The 15,033-nt window shown below is 49.3% G+C and carries 15 protein-coding genes; 1 reads left to right on the forward strand and 14 read right to left on the reverse strand.

Going from position 1 to position 15,033, the window contains the following annotated elements; translation table 11 throughout:
- Nucleotides 1-60 precede the first annotated feature (60 nt).
- The 3 genes from ACO0LG_RS00245 to ACO0LG_RS00255 form a co-directional block, all read right to left on the reverse strand.
- Nucleotides 61-1,071, reverse strand: coding sequence for a hypothetical protein (locus ACO0LG_RS00245; RefSeq protein ID WP_423022194.1), 1,011 nt, complete (start codon nucleotides 1,069-1,071; stop codon nucleotides 61-63).
- Nucleotides 1,072-1,081: 10 nt separating this feature from the next.
- Nucleotides 1,082-1,786: an adenylyl-sulfate kinase gene (gene cysC, locus ACO0LG_RS00250; RefSeq protein WP_423022196.1), complete on the reverse strand. Its 705-nt coding sequence runs from the start codon at nucleotides 1,784-1,786 to the stop codon at nucleotides 1,082-1,084.
- Nucleotides 1,787-1,855: 69 nt separating this feature from the next.
- Nucleotides 1,856-3,595, reverse strand: a complete 1,740-nt coding sequence (locus tag ACO0LG_RS00255) for a methyl-accepting chemotaxis protein (protein WP_423022198.1) — start codon at nucleotides 3,593-3,595, stop codon at nucleotides 1,856-1,858.
- A gap of 445 nt (nucleotides 3,596-4,040) precedes the next feature.
- Between ACO0LG_RS00255 and ACO0LG_RS00260 the strand changes: the two genes are divergently transcribed.
- A complete protein-coding gene (locus tag ACO0LG_RS00260; protein ID WP_423022200.1) occupies nucleotides 4,041-4,373 on the forward strand; it encodes an Mpo1-like protein in 333 nt (110 codons plus the stop codon).
- A 48-nt stretch (nucleotides 4,374-4,421) separates the two neighbouring features.
- On the opposite strand, the gene ACO0LG_RS00265 is transcribed toward ACO0LG_RS00260, so the two are convergent.
- The 11 genes from ACO0LG_RS00265 to ACO0LG_RS00315 form a co-directional block, all read right to left on the reverse strand.
- Complete coding sequence (locus ACO0LG_RS00265; protein WP_423022202.1) at nucleotides 4,422-4,856, reverse strand: GNAT family N-acetyltransferase; 435 nt, start codon at nucleotides 4,854-4,856, stop codon at nucleotides 4,422-4,424.
- Entirely contained in the window at nucleotides 4,853-5,296 is a 444-nt protein-coding gene (locus tag ACO0LG_RS00270) for an acyl-CoA thioesterase (RefSeq protein WP_423022204.1), read from the reverse strand. Before ACO0LG_RS00270 ends, ACO0LG_RS00265 begins: the two co-directional genes overlap by 4 nt.
- Before the next feature lie 11 nt (nucleotides 5,297-5,307).
- The gene (locus ACO0LG_RS00275) at nucleotides 5,308-6,198 is read right to left on the reverse strand and encodes an alpha/beta fold hydrolase (RefSeq protein WP_423022206.1); all 891 of its coding nucleotides are present in this window, start codon (nucleotides 6,196-6,198) and stop codon (nucleotides 5,308-5,310) included.
- Between the two features lie 32 nt (nucleotides 6,199-6,230).
- On the reverse strand, nucleotides 6,231-7,130 hold the full coding sequence (locus ACO0LG_RS00280; RefSeq protein ID WP_423022208.1) for an SDR family oxidoreductase: 900 nt from the start codon (nucleotides 7,128-7,130) through the stop codon (nucleotides 6,231-6,233).
- A 31-nt stretch (nucleotides 7,131-7,161) separates the two neighbouring features.
- Entirely contained in the window at nucleotides 7,162-8,094 is a 933-nt protein-coding gene (locus ACO0LG_RS00285; RefSeq protein WP_423022210.1) for a glutathione S-transferase family protein, read from the reverse strand.
- Between the two features lie 35 nt (nucleotides 8,095-8,129).
- Nucleotides 8,130-9,140, reverse strand: coding sequence for an NADP-dependent oxidoreductase (locus ACO0LG_RS00290; RefSeq protein WP_423022212.1), 1,011 nt, complete (start codon nucleotides 9,138-9,140; stop codon nucleotides 8,130-8,132).
- Between the two features lie 7 nt (nucleotides 9,141-9,147).
- Nucleotides 9,148-10,398, reverse strand: a complete 1,251-nt coding sequence (locus ACO0LG_RS00295) for a serine hydrolase domain-containing protein (protein ID WP_423023254.1) — start codon at nucleotides 10,396-10,398, stop codon at nucleotides 9,148-9,150.
- Between the two features lie 109 nt (nucleotides 10,399-10,507).
- The gene (locus tag ACO0LG_RS00300; RefSeq protein ID WP_423022214.1) at nucleotides 10,508-10,975 is read right to left on the reverse strand and encodes a PaaI family thioesterase; all 468 of its coding nucleotides are present in this window, start codon (nucleotides 10,973-10,975) and stop codon (nucleotides 10,508-10,510) included.
- Nucleotides 10,972-11,754 (reverse strand): SDR family oxidoreductase, encoded by a 783-nt coding sequence (locus tag ACO0LG_RS00305; protein WP_423023256.1) that lies wholly within the window; start codon nucleotides 11,752-11,754, stop codon nucleotides 10,972-10,974. Before ACO0LG_RS00305 ends, ACO0LG_RS00300 begins: the two co-directional genes overlap by 4 nt.
- A 108-nt stretch (nucleotides 11,755-11,862) precedes the next feature.
- On the reverse strand, nucleotides 11,863-13,680 hold the full coding sequence (locus tag ACO0LG_RS00310; RefSeq protein ID WP_423022216.1) for an acyl-CoA dehydrogenase: 1,818 nt from the start codon (nucleotides 13,678-13,680) through the stop codon (nucleotides 11,863-11,865).
- A gap of 90 nt (nucleotides 13,681-13,770) precedes the next feature.
- Entirely contained in the window at nucleotides 13,771-14,949 is a 1,179-nt protein-coding gene (locus ACO0LG_RS00315; protein WP_423022218.1) for an acetyl-CoA C-acyltransferase, read from the reverse strand.
- Nucleotides 14,950-15,033: the final 84 nt, after the last annotated feature.

Consider the following 15,033-nt stretch of genomic DNA (forward strand, 5'->3'; position numbering starts at 1 on the left):
GATGTTCTCCCCATGCTGGAAAATAGAAATCTGGAAAAACTACTTTAGCTTTCAATCAGGCTATGGCAGACTGAGTTGCGGTTTTTCCATTTTCTCGAAATAAGCTATAAAAGCTTGTACAAAACTATCCACTTCTGATTCTGGCAAATTGTTGATGCCACCTGCACCGCGCCGCCCACCGCCAGTAGCAAACACAGCGCAAAACTCACTGGCTGGATAACGTTCAGCATTACCTGAACGCACACTGACAACATAACTGGCATCTGGTTTTGCAGTCAGCACTGCAAAGGATTTACCAGGCTGATCTTGCGTCAATTGATTTGCCAGAATGCCAGAGACACGTCTGGCCCAGGCTTGGGGTGGCAGGATGTAAACCGACGTTGATGCACTTTGACTATAAGCGCGCAGGCCTTGCATAAACGCCATGTCATTAGCGTAGGCGCTACATAAAAAATCAAATTGCCCGGCATTATTAAAAAATTCAAAAGGATCAGCATATTCATGTACAGCCTCATACAAAGCCGCAGGGTGAAAATGCAAATCATCTACTGATTCGCCGTAGGCGTTGTAATTGAGTAAAGTGCCAAGCTCTTGCAACTGTTTGCGTTGCAGTTCTTTCAGGCCAGCCTGGCTTGCCATCGCCGTTGCAACAACTGGCAAGTTATCGCCATAAGCCGCCACCACCGCCCATTGCCAATGTTGTCCACGCAAATAACGGTTGACCAAAATACTGCTGCATACGTCAGCAGCCATGTCGCAATGCAAATGCAGATTTTCATGTTCAAAAGCCAGTGCCGCATTGTGATGATCGAAATAAGTAATTTCTGCACCGGCGGCAAGATGCTTGCGCAATGCGGCAATATTGCTGTCCAGCGAAATATCGAGCACGGTCAGGCAATCACCTGTTTGAGACTCAAAGCGGCTCAACAAATCAATATCCCGTTTGGCACCTGTAATCAGCTCAGCATTTCGGTGCTGTACCAACCTGAGCTGGTGCAATGCACAGATACCATCTGCGTCACCATTGAACACATCATAAAATTTTGCTGAATGATTGATTTCTGCTGGCATGATTTTTCCGCTATTTGATATAGCATAATCCTATCAGGTGCCGGTAGAGTTTCTCCGCTGCTTCTTCTATGGTGTGTTGCTCAGAATTGATTTCCAGATCAGGGTCTGTTGGGGCTTCATAAGGAGCCGAGACGCCAGTAAATTCTGGAATTTCTCCCCTGCGTGCTTTGGCATACAGGCCTTTAGGGTCGCGTCTTTCGCACACCACGCCCGGTGTGCTGACATGTACCTCAACAAATCGCTCTTCACCGATAATGTCTTTCGCCATTGCCCTGTCATCGCGAAATGGCGAAATGAAAGCAGTGATGGCAATAATACCGGCTTCATTCATGAGATGGGCAACCTCGGCTGCCCTGCGTATATTTTCGCGCCTGTCATCAGCAGAAAATCCCAGGTCACTGTTGAGGTGATGGCGCAAGTTATCTCCATCAACAACAAAACAACAATGACCACGGTCCAGCAATATCTTTTCCAGAGCATAAGCCAGCGTAGACTTGCCTGCACCACTCAAACCAGTCAGCCACAGCGTAGCTGGACTTTGCCGCATCAAGCGTTCACGCGCACTGGAATTCACCACGCCATAATGCCATTTGATATCCACTCCATTGGCATGTGGATTCTGCACAAAGCGCCCAAATTGGGTTCTGCGCTCTACCCTGACCGTTGCCTGTTCAACTTGAGGCTTATCTTCCAATATGCTCGTATTCGCTTGCATAAGTTGCTCCTGGCATTGCTCTGGGTTTTACTGATGGCGTACAACAATTCAATTAATGTAATCAACCCATTAAAACTCTTCCCAATCTGCATTGCCTGGCTGAGGATTACTACTGGCATTAGCAACACGCTTGATTTGCTTAACAGGATGTTTATTTTGGGGTGCAACTTTTTTAATCAGGGGAACTATTTTTTTATCTGCTACGACATGTTCATTCCATGCTGGTTGAACAGTTTTTTCTGCGGTAAGTTGGAAAGTACTGACCAGCTCAGACAAATCATCCGCCTGATTTTGCAATGCCGTAGCGGCAGCGGCGGCCTCTTCCACCAAAGCAGCATTTTGCTGGGTGACGTCATCCATCTGTACGATAGCTTCATTGATCTGCTCTATACCTGCCGTTTGCTCCTGGCTGGCCAGCATGATCTCACTCATGATACCGGTCACACGTTTTATACTGACCACTATTTCATCCATGGTCACACCAGCCTGATCAACCAGTTTTGCACCAATGTCCACTTTGGTGACCGAGTCATCAATCAAATGTTTGATTTCCCGTGCCGCCTCGGCTGAGCGCTGTGCCAGGTTTCTGACTTCAGTCGCCACCACGGCAAAACCACGTCCTTGCTCACCGGCACGGGCAGCCTCGACAGCAGCATTAAGCGCGAGAATATTGGTCTGGAAAGCAATGCCATCAATGACACCGATGATATCGACAATCTTGCGGGAAGAAGTATTGATCGAGCCCATGGTATGTACAACCTCAGATACGACCGTGCCGCCTTTGACTGCAACGTCCGAGGCAGATTGCGCAAGAAGATTGGCCTGCCTTGCGCTATCGGCGTTTTGTTTGACGGTAGAAGTCAGCTCCTCCATGGAAGAAGCAGTTTCTTCCAATGAACCCGCCTGTGCCTCAGTGCGCGAAGACAAGTCCATATTGCCGGAGGCAATCTGCCTTGATGCAGTAGCGATCGTATCAGTGCCAGAACGTACCATGCCAACAATGTCTGCCAAGCCTTTTTGCATTTCATGCATGGCGTGCATGAGACTATGCGTATCTTTATCTGCAAGCCTGATGGGTACAGACAAATCACCAGCGGCAATTCTTTCCGCAATTTGTACAGCGTAGCGAGGTTCGCCTCCCAATTGTTTCAACAGTCCCCTGACAATGAGCCAGGCTGCCAGCATGCCGACAAGCAAGGCCGCAGCACCAAAGGAAAACATAAGTTTTTTAGCGCTGTTATAGTCCTGCTCGGCCTGCACGATTGCTTCTGCATTTTGTTTATCTTCATCAGAGATAAACTCATTGAGCATATCCCACCATTTCTTTTGTACAGGGCGGAATTCGAATCGTAGCAATTTGTAAGCGTCATCACCTTTCTTTTGAACACCTAAATCAGCACCCTTGGCAATGAATGGTTCAGCGAGCCTGGCTTGATCCCTGATCCTGCCAAGCAAAGCAATTTGCTCTGGCGCAGCATTTGGATCATCTTTAAGCATCTGTGTCAGTTTATCTTCGGCCTCAATGTATTTTTTTGTTTGCGCTGCAATCCTTTTTACTTCGATCTGGATTTCTGCTTCATCTGACAAGAGGATGAGATTGCGCAAAGCCAGCGCCCGTTCGGTCACGGTCAGATACATGGTGGATGCCAGTTTGGACTGTACATTATTGACGTTGGCGATTTCTTCCAGACGCTGATGCATCTTCGCCATATAAGTTGTTCCTAGCATCAGGACAACGAGTAGCAAGCCCAAAACTAAGCCAAAACCTGTGATCAGACGGGTTGAGACTTTCGAATTCTCGATATTCATGATTCCCCCAAAAACGTTGTCAGCGATAGATATTTGACTTTGTTTGACTTGGTTTGGATGTTTAGGACTTGCATAAGCTTGATCGACAAACTCATATTGCCACATGAATTTTAATGCCACAAGGAAATTATTAAAAATTGTGACTTTACAATAAAGCTTTTAACATCAGTCACTTATGCCATTAAACATCGCTATCACCAAGTCAGGCTTAGTAGCAAAAATCGTATATGGTTATTTTTAAAATAGATATCAACTTGAATAATAGTAGATATTTTTACAATGTCAATATTGCAATTCGCCACTAATCTCGGGTCTTTGCCTTAGAATTTAATGAATCATTTGGAATTTGAAATTAAGTGACACCATCGACAACACTTAGCCTAATATAACGGTAGCGAAGCTATCCTTTCACGAATAGACAAGGAAGCAACAGGGGGAGACAAAAGTGGTAACGAAATATACTGATTTTTCGGCTTTTTATGCTTTTTATCTGTCGGAACACAGCAATAAAACCTGCAGACAATTGCACTTTCTTGGGAGTAGTCTGGTTATCTTGTGTCTGGCCACATTTATTCTTACTGGCCATACAGGATTTTTACTCGCAGCGCCCATCTTCGGTTACGGTTTTGCCTGGATAGGTCATTTTGTTTTTGAAAAGAACCGCCCTGCCTCGTTCAAACAGCCTTTGTTTTCGCTCATGGGGGATTGGGTGATGTACTGGCAATTACTGACTGGCAAAATCAGTTTTTCGCAGCAAGATGAGGTGCGTAAAGCCTAGATTAAGATAAAGCCCAGTCATCACTGGCTGGGCTATATTTAAAATCAATCAAACAAAATGGTAAACCATGCTCACATGGGGAATGCCAGCCTCCTCAAAAATCTCGCCATCGCGGGTATAGCCTTCTTTAAGGTAGAAGTTCTCTGCTGACTGCTGCGCATTCAAGCGCACAGCCTGCTCTCCCCTTGCTTGTGCCTTATTCATCAAGGCACGCAAAATTTTTGCTCCGACACGCAGACCCCGCGCTTCTGCCAACACAGCCATGCGGCCTATATGCGCGTCTGGCAGCAGGCGACCTGTTCCCACTGCCTTACCATCCGTATCATAAACAACCGCATGCAGACATTCTGCATCAGCCGCGTCCCACTCCAGCTCAGCCGGAATTTTCTGTTCGATGACGAAGACTTCATAGCGTATTGCCTGCGCATCTTTTTGCAGCGTGGCCCAGTCTGCAATGACCAGGCGGAGGTTTTCTGTATTCATGTTCGGGTATCAGCAGGCGGGTGCGTTTCAAAGGATGAAATTATCGCACGCCATGCATCTGTGACGGCAACTGCCTTGCGTTTTTCTGTATCGGCATAGACATACACCAGCTCACCGGATATCAAATGATTTTCACCAAGATAGATTTCGAGGATGAACTGCAGAGAAGACCTGCCTATGCTGGCACAACGCACACCGATATCGAGTTCATCATCAAACCTGGCTGGCGCCATGTATTCGATAGTAGATTTGCGGGCAAACAATTCTTTACCCTCGGCTGCCTGGGTAATCACATTCGGCAAACCTATAGCACGCCAGTATTCGGTAAAAGCCACATCAAAATAGTTGAGGTAGTTACCATTAAAGACAATGGCTTGCATATCCACCTCAGACCAGCGCACCCGCAGGCGGTGAAAGAAAGCAAAATCTGCTTTTGCCATAATCCTTAACTCTACAAAAATTGACGAATAAGACGGTTGACACGCTCTGGCTGCTCATGAATGACCCAGTGTGAACCTTCAGGAATGCGCTGTATCTGAATATCATCGACAAAATTCTCAATACCATCCAGCAGCGTCTTGGGTAAGGCCTTATCGTTTTCACCCCAGATAACACGGGTAGGCACTTTCACCTGGAAGTCAGCAGGGTTCAGATTCAATTGCAAAGGCCCTGGATTTTTCTCTGTAGGCGGGTGTAATGGTGACGCTCGGTAATAATTAACACCACCTGTCAAACCCCGCGCCCAGCAAGCATGGTAAGCCGCCTGAGTTTCAGCATCAAACCAGTTTGCCTCACCCTGCCCCATGCCATTGAAGAAGCCATCCATGAGCGCGAAGTTATCTTTGGCAAGTGCTTCTTCAGAGCCTGGATTGCGCAACCAGTTCATATATTCGCTGGAAGTTTTTTGCGCAGGATCAGTCGCCAATGCCTGCATGAACAGGTAAGGATGAGGAGAATTGATAATGATCAGTTTCTCAAACAAAGCTGGCAAGGCAATCGCCATATTCCAGCATACTGCCCCGCCCCAGTCATGAGCGACGACCGTTGCTTGCTGATAGCCCAGATGGGCGATCAGCAAACGCAGGTCATCAACGATATGCCTGGCCTTGTAGGCAGCAACATCTGCAGGCATGTCTGACAGATTGAAGCCCCGCAAATCCGGTGCCACGGCAAAATAATCCCGTCCAAACTCAGCCAGTTGTGCCGACCATTCATACCAGAATTCTGGAAAGCCATGCACGAACAAGATCAATGGCCTGCCGCGCTCACCCGCACTGGCGAAATGCAGGCGAGTTCCATTGTCCAGTGTGGCAAACTGATTACTTTGAATTTCTACTGTCATCTATGCTTCTCCCAGATGCTTGAAAGTGGTAATCAGGCCTTGAGTTTGGCTCTGAGCATGTCACGGATATGCGGCGCTGCCTTGTAAGGGTCACCAGGGTTACGTTGCAGGACGATATCTTCCATACGTTCTTGCACATTACCCAGGGCACCGGGGTGAGAGAAGATATAAAACTGTTCGTCAGCAATTGCCTTGAAGGTGTTTTCAGCCACTTCTTGGGCTGTCACTTTGCCAGAATTCACAGCCTTGTCTGACATGGCCTGTGCAGCTCTTTGGCTGGCAGTTGGTGTAGAACCTGGCACATCTTCAGGGCGGTTTCTATGCGATTGTGAAATGCCAGTAGGTACGAAATAAGGGCATAGTACAGAAGCACCTATCGGTGCTTCCATCAGTTTCAAATCCTGGTACAGGGATTCTGACAAAGATACTACCGCATGCTTGGAGACGTTATAGACGCCCATGGTCGGCGCATTGAGCAAGCCAGCCATGGATGCTGTATTGACGATGTGCCCTTCAAATTGCGGATCGTCCTTTGCGCATTCGAGCATCAGGTTGGTGAAGATGCGCACGCCGTGAATGACACCCCAGAGATTGACGCCTATCACCCAATCCCAGTCAGCCTGGGTATTTTCCCAGATCAGGCCGCCGGAGCCGACGCCTGCATTATTGAATACCAGGTGCACGGCACCAAATTTTTCCATGGTGGCATCAGCCAAAGCCTGAACCTCTTCAGCATGGCGCACATCACAACGCATGGCTAGCACTTGTGCTCCTTGTGCTTCCAGCTCGGCTTTGGTCTTGTCCAGGGCATCTTGCTGTACATCAGCCAGCACCAGCTTCATGCCAAGGCGTGCGCCGATAATCGCAAATTCACGACCAAAACCGCTGGCACCACCGGTAATCACGGCTACTCTGTCTTTGAATACTTTCATGTTGTCTCCTGTAATAATTTATTAAATTTATTTATTTTGCGCGTTTCATCTGAAAGCCTACGCGTGGAAAATGCACGACCACAGTTCCAGCTCGTTCGTCTTCACGGCGCACAGCGAATTCGTTTTCACTGGCAATGACCAGCTCCCCTACGACTGGATCCAGCGCATAATCAGTCGGCATGATCGCAACTGGCTCGCCCAGCGCTATACCATGGCTGTCAACAAAATTGCGTCCTGCCGTATCAAAGCCTTGTGCGTTTCTAGCCAAATCCAGTGCTTCTGCACTACTCAAAGCTTCAGACTGATGATGGCCAAAAGCGGCGACCCGGCCCATCCACTCCAGCAGCTTTGGATAAGCATCGAAGATAGGATTGATTGCTGGAGCTAGTCGTATCAGCCATAAAGCCTGGTAGACAGAAAAATCAGCGATACTGGCTTGCGCGCCCAATAGAAATGGAGCGTCACCACTGAGCATGTTTTCCAGACGCCTTAAATATTCGCTAAGCTGGCCTTTGGCTTCGCCCATACTGATCCGCGGCATATTGCCACGCATGGTGGCACGGTCTGCACTGAAGGCCTGCATTTCTTCTGCGCTGATATTGCCAAATATGGAAGGGATGGCTGCTGGCTGAAATGCATAGGGGATTGCTGTCCAGAACAGCGTAGTATCCGCCCATTGCGCCAGGTTGCGTGCAAGACCGTTAATGGCAGCGGGATATAACGAAGATGAAGGCAAGCGCTTATCCAGCACCTCGGCAATCAGGGATGTGTCGCAATAAATATCCCCGCCAATTTGCAATATGGGCGTACGGCGATAACCACCCGTCAATGCCGTTACATCTGGTTTAGGCATGATAATGGGTACAGTGACCGACTTCCAGTTCAATTGCTTAAAGCCAAAAATCAGGCGAATTTTTTCTGAAAATGGAGAAGCTGCAAAATTATGGAAAATAAGATCGGACATGGCTACTCTGCACTCTTTTGGTTTATACGATTAACTCAAATCAGCTTCACCAGTTGCTTGCCGAAGTTCTTGCCTTTCAGGAGGCCGATAAATGCCTCAGGTGCGGCAGCAATCCCTTCAGCGACAGATTCACGGAATTTCAACTTGCCAGTCGCGACCAGACCACCTAATTCTTTCAAACCTTGCGGCCACAAATCCATGTGTTCCGAGACGATAAAACCACGCATTGTCAGGCGCATGGTCAAAAATACGCGAGCGTTCTTGATACTTAATTGCTCGCCGTTATAACCGGCAATCAAACCACACAGGGCGATACGGCCAAAGGCATTCATGCGTGCCAGGCTGGCATCAAAGATTTCGCCACCGACGTTTTCAAACACGGCATCAATGCCATCTGGTGTTGCCGCTGCGAGATCAACTTCCAGATTGCCTGCCTTGTAATCGATGCAAGCGTCAAAGCCCAGTTCATTGACAACATAAGCGCATTTGTCTGCACCACCGGCTATGCCAACCACGCGGCAGCCCAGTTGTTTGCCCAATTGACCAACTACACTGCCTACTGCACCGCTGGCTGCAGATACCACGATGGTTTCACCGGCCTTGGGTTGCATGATCTGGGTCAGGCCATACCAGGCTGTCAGCCCAGGCATGCCGACTGCACCCAGGTAGGCTGACAATGGAATATGCGTGGTATCGACTTTACGCAACAGCAAGCCATCAGACACGCCCATTTCTGACCAGCCCAGCATGCCAATGACTTTGTCACCCACATTGAACTTGGCATTCTTGCTGGCGACCACTTCACCTACCGTGCCGCCTATCATGGTTTCGTCTATCACTTGTGGGGCTGCATAGCTTTTGGCATCTTCCATGCGGCCACGCATGTAAGGGTCCAGTGACATGTAGTGATTGCGCACCAGTAGCTCACCATCCTTAAGTTCTGGAACAGGCAGGGACTCAAGGCGGAAGTTCTCTGGCACAACCTGGCCTTTAGGACGGGAAGCCAGCACGATACGTTGATAAGAAAGTTGAGAAGCAGTTGTCATGATTTACTCATTTCATCAAGTGATTTGCCACAGCCTGGAAGGCGCGGTAAGTGACAGGGTCAGTCGCGCCATTGGCAGCAATGGGGTGGGAGGAAAATTTAACGATGACCATTTCAGCCAGCGGGTCTATATAAATACGTTGTCCGTGTATACCACGGGCTTCAAATGTCTGATGACTGTTGTTCCCTACCCACCACATATTTCGGTAGGAGTAACCGGGTAAAGTCGCATAGCCTGCTTTAGCGAACTTGGCAGGGTCCGCCCCTCTGCGTATGTCCTCTACTGCCGCGGCAGGAATGATTTGCTGGCCATTGAACTTGCCATTCATGCGCATCATTTCGCCAAAGCGTGCCATGTCACGCAAGGTCAGATTCAAGCCACCGCCACCCTGCTCGGTGCCTACACTGTCCACAGCAAAATACGCATCATTCTCGGTGCCCAGTTTTTGCCAGAGACGTTCAGACAAGAGATCAGACAGATTTTGCCCGGTAGCGCGTTTGACTATCCAGGCCAGCACCTCTGCATTAACGGTCTTGTAGGCAAAGGTTTCATCATGCTTGCCTTCTTTTTTTAATTTCACCAGGAAATCATAAAAGGTTTTAGGCCCCTCATAAGTTGGCGCTGTTGGCAGCAAACCGCCTGACCTGGCGTAATCCCAAACTTCTGCTTTTGGGTCTGCATAATTTTCAGAATACTGCACGCCTATGGTCATATCCATGACTTGGCGCACAGTGGCATCGCCGTAGGCAGTATCTTTAAGTTCGGGAATGTACTGCGTGACCGCAGCACTGGGATCAAGTTTACCTTCAGCAGCTAAACTCGCTGCCAGCGTACCGACAAAGGACTTGGTGACCGACATAGCGATATGCGGCACATAGGTTTTGGTAATGCCAAGGTAACGCTCGTAGATTATTTTGCCCTTGTGCAGCACCAGTATGCTGTCGGTATAAGTGCGGGCCTGCATATCGGCCCAGCTTATATCACTGCCCTTTTCATCTGCAAACCGCAATTTATCGAGATCACGCAAAGCCACGGGCAAAACTGAAACAGGGCCAGCACCATGCCAGACATTGCTGGTAGGCCCAAGTTCACGTCCATGCGAAAACGACCAGCGGGTGCGCGGAAACTGATAATTGCTACCGTTGGCAAACTTGATGATTTTGTCTGATGCAGGCGGGAAGCCCTGCATCCAACCCATTTTTTGCGGGTCACTTGCCTCGGCATCAGGCAAGGCAGTTTGTGCCAAAGACGTGCTCATGAATGGTCCACCGAGTAAAGCGAGGAAAAGAATTGCAAAGCGAGTCTGCTGCATGTTGGTCTCCATTTATTTTTTTATAGGACTTGCAGAAACGACGTCAAATTTTTAATCAATCACTACCGTAAAGCTTTTTCATATTTTCGCCAGATTTCAAGCGTCGCAGATATTTGAATGTTCCCATGGCCTTGGCAATGAGCTTGTCGCCATTCCAGACTTCGCCCTCACAAAAGCACATGGTGGTGGATTGATGGAATGCCTTGCCACGCGCCTCCATGCGGCCACCCGGCACGCCGCCTGGTTGCAGGAAGGTAGTCTTCATTTCTACCGTCACTACACCCTTGAGGTCACTATTCATGGAGCGCCCCGCCATGGCCATGACCACATCCAGCATGGTCATGATCACGCCGCCATGGGCGATTTGCCAGCTATTCATGTGGCGTTTGCTCAAGTCAAGCGCCAGTCGCGCATGACCATTTTCCATTTCCAGGAATTCAACACCAAGGTCATGCAGAAAAGGATTCAAAACCGGCGTCGGTTGCACAATGGGAAGCACCGCAGGAAACTTCGCCTCTGTCATACAGCAGAAACTCCACCATCCACTGCCAGGGTCTGACCAGTGATATGTTTGCCCGCATCGCTGGCAAACAACATGGCCACGCCCTTCAAATCTTCATCATCACCTATGCGTTGCAAAGGTGCTTCTTTGGCGAGTTTTTCTTCGCCCAGGTTTTCCAGTATGCCTTTGGTCATCTTGGAGGGGAAAAATCCTGGTGCAATCGCATTCACGGTAATGCCATGCACACCCCATTCACCAGCCAGGGTGCGTGTGAAATTAATGACAGCAGCCTTGGAGGTGTTATAGGCAATGGTCTGCATGGTGCCCGGTGCATTGCCAGCCAGGCCAGCGATAGAAGCAATATTGATAATGCGGCCATACTTGCGCGGTATCATCGAACGTTTACCGACTGCCTGTGAAATCAAAAAGATACTGCGGATATTGAGGTTCATGACCTTGTCCCAAGCATCAACCGGATAATCTTCCGCTGGTGCGCCCCAGGTAGCACCTGCATTATTGATGAGGATATCGATATGACCCAGACGGGCCAGTGCCTCATCTACCAGTGGTTGCACTGCCGCTTCTTTCGACAAATCAGCAGCAATCGCGCTGGCATCTATGCCACGGCTTTTCAGGTGGGCAACGGCGTCATCCAGGTCAGATTGCTTGCGTGAAGACAGCACCACTTTGGAACCCTGCTCACCCAGCGCTTCTGCCATTTGCAAACCCAGTCCACGCGAGCCGCCAGTAATCAGAGCAGTCTTGCCATGCAGGTCAAATAATTGTTGTACGGTACGAATTACTTTGCTCATTTTTTGTCTCCAGTATGTGCGGCCACCGCCTGTCTGCACGCAGACAGGAAGGGCATCGTTTGTTATACGTGTTTTTGATTATTTCGAGGCTATGGTTCAGAACCAGGCATCCTGCATATCGGAAGTCGTCATATCGATATTCGACAACAAATCCAGTTGTGGATGAACCCGCGGCAATTCCCAATGGAAGAAGTATTTGCAAGCCTGTAGTTTGCCCGCATAGAAATCTGCATCATGGTGATTTTCTTTGTTCAGGCATAAGCTGGCTTGTTCCAGCCACATCCAGGCAATCACGGCATGACCAAATACTTCCAGATAAGCAGAGGCATTCGCCAGGGTTTTATTGGTATCACCAGTGGCGTGCAATTGCTGGGTAACGCTGGCCAGTCTTTGCAATACGCGTGCCAGTGATTTGGTATACGCCAATAACTCGGGATGTGCTGCAGCTCTCGCCAGCGTCTTGTGCATGATTTCGCCCAAAGCTTCCAACGCGGCACCGTCTTGCATGACCACCTTACGGCCCAATAAATCCAAACCCTGTATGCCATGTGTACCTTCATGGATGGGGTTGAGACGGTTATCGCGGTAAAACTGTTCTACATTGTATTCACGGGTATAGCCATAGCCGCCATGCACCTGTATCGCCAGATTATTCGCTTCCAGACACCATTGTGAAGGCCAGGATTTGGCAATCGGTGTCAATATCTCCAGCATCTGCGCAGCATGAGTACGTGCTTCGGGCGATGGGGCTGTACGCTCTTCATCGACCAGGCGGGCGCAGAATAAATTCAATGCGAGGCCACCTTCGACATAGGCTTTTTGAGCGAGCAACATGCGTTTGACGTCGGTGTGTTCAATGATAGGTATTTGCGGTGCTGCCGGGTCTTTATTCAGTGGTGCACGGCCCTGTGGACGGTTGCGGGCATAATCCAGCGCATGCAAATAGCCGGTATAGCCCAGCATGACAGCACCCAGGCCTACACCTATACGCGCCTCGTTCATCATGTGGAACATGTTTGCCATACCACGGTGCAAGGTGCCCACGAGGTAACCTATCGCGCCAGCCTTGCCCTGAGGTTTGAATTTACCTTCACCAAAATTGAGCATGCAATTAGTGGTGCCGCGATAACCCATCTTGTGATTCAGGCCAGCCAGCACTACGTCATTACGCTCACCCAGACTGCCGTCTTCGTTCACCAGTTTTTTGGGTACGATGAAAAGCGAAATGCCTTTGACACCAGGTATCAGCTTACCGTTTTCATCCGGCACTTTAGCGAGCACCAGATGCACGATATTCTCGGCCAGCTCATGCTCCCCTGCCGATATCCACATCTTGTTACCAGTCAAACGGTAAGTGCCATCTTCTTGCGGCTCTGCCCTGGTGACAATATCAGACAGGCTGGAGCCGGCTTGCGGCTCAGACAAACACATCGTGCCAAAGAAACGGCCTTCCAGCATGGGTTTGACGAAGGTTTCTATTTGCTCAGGCGTACCGCATTTGAGCAAGGTATTGGCATTGCCTATGGTCAGGAAGGGGTACGATGCCGTACCGACATTAGCGCCTTTGAAATAGGCAAAACCGGCCTTTTCAACGACGCAGGGCAATTGCATGCCGCCGACATCAAAGTCTTGCCCAGCCGCCATCAGGCCGGCTTCGCAAAATGCTTTCAGGGCTATTTGCACCTCAGGAATCATGTGCACTTCTTCACCATCGAAGTGCGGTTCCTGCTGGTCATTTTTTTTATTGTGGGTAGCGAACAGATCCGTCGCTATTTGTTCGCAGGTATCAAGGGCAGCATTGAAAGTTTCACGACTATGGTCGGCGAAACGTGGCCTTTGATTCAATGATTCTACGTTCAGCCATTCATAAAGCATGAATTCGAGATCACGGCGGGAAAGAATTTTTGATTGCATGGCTTTATCTGGACAAAAGAGATGAGGTACTCATTTTGCCCAGGCTGCATGACATTATCATGCAGCCTGGGCACCCGACATGCATCCAGCTTAGACTACTTCAAACAAGCCTGCAGCGCCTTGTCCACCACCAATACACATGGTGACAACTACATATTTAGCACCACGGCGTTTACCTTCTATCAACGCATGGCCAGTCAAGCGTGCGCCTGAGACACCGTAAGGATGACCTACAGCAATCGCACCGCCATTGACGTTCAATTTATCCATAGGGATGCCGAGTTTGTCTGCGCAATACAAAACCTGTACAGCAAATGCCTCATTCAATTCCCACAAACCGATGTCCTCAACTTTAAGGCCAGCTTTTTTCAGTAATTTTGGAATGGCAAAGACTGGGCCTATGCCCATTTCATCAGGTTCGCAACCAGCAACTGCAAAACCACGGAAAATACCCAATGGTTGCAAACCCTTGGCTTCAGCCAGTTTGCTGCTCATCAGGATGGCGACAGATGCACCATCGGAGAACTGGCTGGCGTTACCTGCAGTAATGACACCACCTGGTACGGCTGTACGGATTTTGGAAACACCTTCAAGCGTGGTATCTGCACGTATGCCTTCATCAGCAGAAATGGTGACTTCTTTGGTAATCAGCATGCCAGTCGTTTTATCGGCGACACCCATGACTGTCGTCATTGGTACAATCTCAGCATCAAACAAACCAGCAGCCTGCGCTGCGGCTGCGCGCAACTGACTTTGCACACCGTATTCATCCTGACGTTCGCGTGGGATACCATAGCGCTTGGCGACGGTTTCAGCTGTTTGCAGCATAGGCCAGTACACTTCTGGCTTGTGTTGCTTGAGCCAGGTTTCGACGATCATGTGACTATTGGCTTCGTTTTGTACGCAAGAAATCGATTCGACACCGCCTGCCGCATAGACATCACCTTCACCGGCAATAATCCTTTGCGCTGCCATGGCGATAGTCTGCAAGCCGGAAGAGCAAAAACGATTGACTGTCATGCCAGCGGTAGTTACCGGACAACCTCCGCGCAAAGCGATCTGACGCGCTATATTGCTGCCAGTAGCACCTTCAGGTGTGGCGCAACCCATGATGACATCTTCCACCTCACCCGCTTCAATCTTTGCGCGCGTAATGGCAGCGTTGAGCACATGCCCCCCCATGGTGGCACCATGCGTCATATTGAAAGCGCCCTTCCAGGATTTTGCAAGGCCAGTGCGGGCGGTGGATACGATAACTGCGTCAGACATGTAGATCTCCTGATTAATATAAGTATGTGTACAGGCTGGAACTGCTGATAACCATCATAAGTAGTAATTTGCCCTTTGCAAACC

The sequence above is a fragment of the Undibacterium sp. Ji42W genome, from assembly GCF_049340405.1.
Classification (GTDB): domain Bacteria; phylum Pseudomonadota; class Gammaproteobacteria; order Burkholderiales; family Burkholderiaceae_D; genus Undibacterium.